The sequence below is a fragment of the Oceanicola sp. S124 genome, assembly GCF_000220565.1.
GTDB lineage: Bacteria > Pseudomonadota > Alphaproteobacteria > Rhodobacterales > Rhodobacteraceae > Pseudooceanicola.
Genome location: NZ_AFPM01000041.1, coordinates 1 through 4,729, shown reverse-complemented (window position 1 = coordinate 4,729; position 4,729 = coordinate 1). Strand labels below are relative to the sequence as shown.

3 protein-coding genes are annotated in these 4,729 nt (G+C 67.2%); all 3 read left to right on the top strand.

From position 1 onward, the window contains the following. Positions 1-787, top strand: a 787-nt coding sequence (locus OS124_RS0103875; protein ID WP_010138027.1) for a YcjF family protein, incomplete at its 5' end; no start/stop codon positions are given. A 399-nt stretch (positions 788-1,186) separates the two neighbouring features. Then, the gene (gene ileS / locus OS124_RS0103865; RefSeq protein ID WP_010138025.1) at positions 1,187-4,174 is read left to right on the top strand and encodes an isoleucine--tRNA ligase; all 2,988 of its coding nucleotides are present in this window, start codon (positions 1,187-1,189) and stop codon (positions 4,172-4,174) included. 245 nt (positions 4,175-4,419) lie between these two features. Further along, the coding region (locus tag OS124_RS0103860) for a CHAP domain-containing protein (RefSeq protein WP_138919418.1) at positions 4,420-4,729 on the top strand (310 nt) is incomplete at its 3' end.

Sequence of the window (4,729 nt, the reverse complement as noted above, 5' to 3'; positions counted from 1 at the left end):
CGTCACCGGGCTGATCGCCACGACGCCCTGGCTGGGCTGGGCCGTCTCGGCGCTGCTGGCGGCCTTCGTGCTGGTGCTGCTGGCCATCCTGCTGAAGGAAATCACCGCATTCGCCCGCCTGTCGCGGATCGAGCACCTGCACCACGCCCTCGCTTCGGCCCGCGCGGCCGGGGATCTCTCGGCCGCCCGCGCCGCGACGAAACAGCTGACCGGGCTCTACCGCCACCGCGCCGACATGCGCTGGCCGCTGGAACGGTTCGCCGAGCGCACCCCCGACCAGTTCGACGCCGAGGCGCTGATCGACCTGGCGGAGCAGGAGCTGCTCTCTCCTCTCGACCGCGCTGCCCGGGCCGAGGTCGAGGCCGCCGCGCGCCAGGTGGCCACGGTCACGGCGCTGGTGCCGCTGGCCTTCGCCGACGTGCTGACTGCGCTCACCTCGAACATCCGCATGATCCGCCGCATTGCCGACATCTACGGCGGTCGCTCGGGCACCCTTGGCTCGCTGCGGCTGCTGCGGGCGGTGATGACCCACCTTGTCGCCACCGGCGCGGTGGCCATGGGCGACGACATGCTGGGCTCGATCCTGGGGGGCAACCTGCTGGCCCGCCTGTCGCGCCGCTTTGGTGAAGGGGTGGTCAATGGCGCGCTGACCGCGCGTGTCGGCGTCGCCGCAATGGAGGTCTGCCGCCCCATGCCCTTCTCGGACCGTCGCCGCCCCCGGGTCACGGCGATCATCCAGAGCGCGCTGACTGGACTCTTCGCCAGGGCCGAGAAGACCGAGAGCTGAGGGAGGGGGCTCTGCCCCCCGTCGCTGCGCGCCTCCCCCCGGAGTACTTCCAGCCTGGTGATGCGACGAGACGGAGCCGGCATGGCGGCCTCGTTTCGCAATGGAGGGCGTGCACGCTCTCGGTGGAAAAGGAGGCCGCCTTTCCGGCACTGTCCCGCATCATCACCAGGCTGAAAATACTCCCGCCGGAGGCCTCCGACGGCCCCTTGAGCGCGACGCGCGATCCTCTGGACGCCCTGCCCTGTCCCATGTACATAACCCCCATGATGACCCGAGCCTTCGCCATCATCATTCGAATTACATGCCCGGCGCTCTGAACGCGAGCCGCCGGGACAAGGCGTCTGGGATACCGCGCCGACCTTTCACAGACATTGCGACTTCCTGAAACGGATCACGACCATGTGCGCCGAGACGCCTGACTACAAAGACACCCTGAACCTGCCGAAAACCGACTTTCCCATGCGCGCCGGCCTGCCCAAGCGCGAGCCCGCCTGGCTGGAGCGTTGGGAAAAGATCGGCGTCTATGACCGCCTGCGCGAAAAGGAAGGCCGCACGCCCTTCACGCTGCATGACGGCCCGCCCTACGCCAACGGGCACCTGCATATCGGTCACGCGCTGAACAAGACGATCAAGGACATGATCGTCCGCTCGCACCAGATGATGGGCCATGATGCGCGCTATGTCCCCGGCTGGGACTGCCACGGCCTGCCGATCGAGTGGAAGATCGAAGAGCAGTACCGCAAGAAGGGCAAGAACAAGGACGAGGTCGACGTGGTCGACTTCCGCCAGGAATGCCGCAAGTTCGCCGAGGGCTGGGTCGACATCCAGCGCGAGGAGTTCAAGCGTCTCGGGATCACCGGCAACTGGGCCGATCCCTACCTGACGATGAACTTCCACGCCGAGCGCGTCATCGCCGAGGAATTCATGAAGTTCTTGATGAACGGCACGCTCTACCAGGGGTCGAAGCCGGTGATGTGGTCTCCGGTCGAGAAGACCGCCCTGGCCGAGGCCGAGGTGGAGTACCACGACAAGGAGAGCTTCACCATTTGGGTGAAGTTCAAGGTCACCGACTTCGGCACCGGCGAGGCCGACCGGGCCGGCGAGGAGGAATCCGACGAGGCCGCCCAGGCGGTGATCGAGGCCGCCCAGGCAGCGCGCGAGACGTTCCTCGGCGCCCATGTGGTGATCTGGACCACCACTCCTTGGACCATCCCCTCGAACAAGGCGGTCGTCTATGGCGCCGACTATGACTACGGCCTCTACGAGGTCACCGGCACCCCCGAGGACTGCTGGCTGAAGGTCGGCGAAAAGTACCTGCTGGCGGACAAGCTGGCCGCGCAGACCTTCGCCAAGGCCCGCCTGGGCGATGACCAGTGGCGCCGCGTCAGCGACGTGACCTCGGACCAGCTGGCCGCCATGACCCTGTCGCATCCGCTGGCGGGCGCCGAAGGGTCCAACGGCGAATGGGACGCCCCGCGCGACTTCCGCGCCGCGCCCTTCGTCACCGACGAGGAAGGCACCGGCTTTGTCCATTGCGCCCCCTCGCACGGGATGGAGGAATACGAGCTTTACCGCGACCTCGGGATGCTTGAGCAGGTCATCACCTACAACGTGATGGACGACGGCGGCTTCCGCGCCGACCTGCCCTTCTTCGGCGGCAAGTACATCCTCAACCGCAAGGGTGGCGAAGGCGATGCCAACAAGGCCGTGATCGACAAGCTGGTCGAGGTCGGCGGGCTGATGGCGCGCGGCAAGATCAAGCACAGCTATCCGCACAGCTGGCGCTCCAAGGCGCCGGTGATCTTCCGCAACACGCCGCAGTGGTTCGCCGCCATCGACCGCAAGGTCGGCGACGGCCGCGACGAGCACGGCGAGACGATCCGCCAGCGCGCCCTGAAGTCGATCGAGGAGCTGGTGAAGTTCACCCCCGTCTCAGGCCGCAACCGCTTGCATGCGATGATGCAGACGCGCCCCGACTGGGTGCTGTCGCGCCAGCGCGCCTGGGGTGTGCCGCTGACCTGCTTCACCCGCGTGGGGGCCCTGCCCACCGATGCGGACTTCCTGCTGCGTGATGAAAAGGTCAACGCCCGCATCGCCGAGGCCTTCGAGGCCGAGGGCGCGGACGCCTGGTACAAGCCCGGCGCCAAGGAACGCTTCCTGGGCGAGGACTATGACCCAGCCGAATGGCAGAAGGTCGATGACATCCTCGACGTCTGGTTCGATAGTGGATCGACCCATGCCTTCGTGCTGCGCGACCGCGAAGACGGCACCGCGGACGGCATTGCGGACGTTTACATGGAAGGCACCGATCAGCACCGCGGCTGGTTCCACTCTTCCCTGCTGGAAGCCTGCGGCACCCTTGGCCGCGCGCCCTATCGCAACGTCGTCACCCATGGTTTCACGCTGGACGAGAAGGGCAACAAGATGTCCAAGTCGCTCGGCAATACCGTGGCCCCGGAGGACGTGGTGAAGCAATACGGCGCGGATATCCTGCGCCTCTGGGTGGCCCAGGCCGATTACACCGCCGACCAGCGGATCGGCGACACGATCCTGAAGGGGACCGCCGACAGCTACCGCCGGTTGCGCAACACCCTGCGCTTCATCCTTGGCAGCCTCGGTGATTTCACCGAGGACCAGCGCGTCGCCGCGCCCGACATGCCCGAGCTGGAGCAATGGGTGCTGCACCGCCTGGCCGAGCTGGACGAGGTCGTGCAACAGGGCTACCGCGCCTTCGACTTCCAGGGCGTCTTCCAGGCCGTGTTCAACTTTGCGACCGTGGAACTGTCGTCCTTCTACTTCGACATCCGCAAGGATGCGCTTTACTGCGATGGCGAGACCCCCCGCGCCCATGCCTGCCGCACCGTGCTGGACATCCTCTTCCATCGTCTGACCACCTGGCTGGCGCCGGTGCTGGTCTTCACCATGGAAGAAGTCTGGCTGGAGCGCTTCCCCGGCGAGGAGAGCTCGATCCACCTGCAGGACTTCCCGGCAACCCCGGCGGAGTGGAAGAACGAGGCCCTGGCCGCCAAGTGGGCCCGTGTCCGCCGCGCCCGCCGCGTGGTCACCGCCGCGCTGGAAGTGCAACGCGTCGAGAAGGTCATCGGGGCCTCGCTGGAAGCCGCCCCGGTGGTCCATGTCGAGGATGCCGAGACCCTGGCCGCACTGAAGTCCGTCAACTTCGACGACATCTGCATCACCTCCGGTCTCAGCCTGACCGCCGACCCGGCGCCGCAGGAAGCCTATCGCCTGCCCGAGGTCACCGATATCGCGGTGGTCTTCGAAAAGGCCGAGGGCGAGAAGTGCCAGCGCTGCTGGAAGATCCTGCCCGATGTCGGGACCCATGCCCACGCAGGGGTCTGCGGCCGCTGCAACGACGCCCTCGGCTGAGGCGCGATCCGCTGCCCGGAAATCAGGCCCTCCGCGCCCGGCGCGGGGGGCTTTTTGCCGATTGACCGGGCGCCATCGGCAATCCTCCGCCCTCCCTCGGAATCAACACTTTGAATTCGCCTCAAGTTCTCGCTAACTGCCGTGACCGGCGGGGGCCGGTCGACTGGGGCCGGAGGGCCCGGGCCAGCAGGTCCGGCGTCTGACAGGTGGGGACAGTCGCACGACACGACGACCGAGGGATGAACTTGCACTTCACGTTTATGAACACGTCGCTGCGCGCGGCGGCGCTTCTGGGCGCGCTCGCGCTGGCCGGCTGCGCTTCGGCGCCCGAGACCTTCGCGACCTACGACTCCGAACTCGACGCCGCGCGTCTTTCCTTCGCCATGTCCGAGGTCGAGGCCCTTCAGTCGAAGGGCGCCCGCGTCTGGTGCGTGCCCTTCGCCCGCAACCTTTCCGGCGTCGACATCCGCGGCAATGCCCGCACCTGGTGGAGCCAGGCCCAGGACAGCTTTGGTGTCAGCAAGACCCCCGCGGTCGGCGCCGTCATGGCCTTCG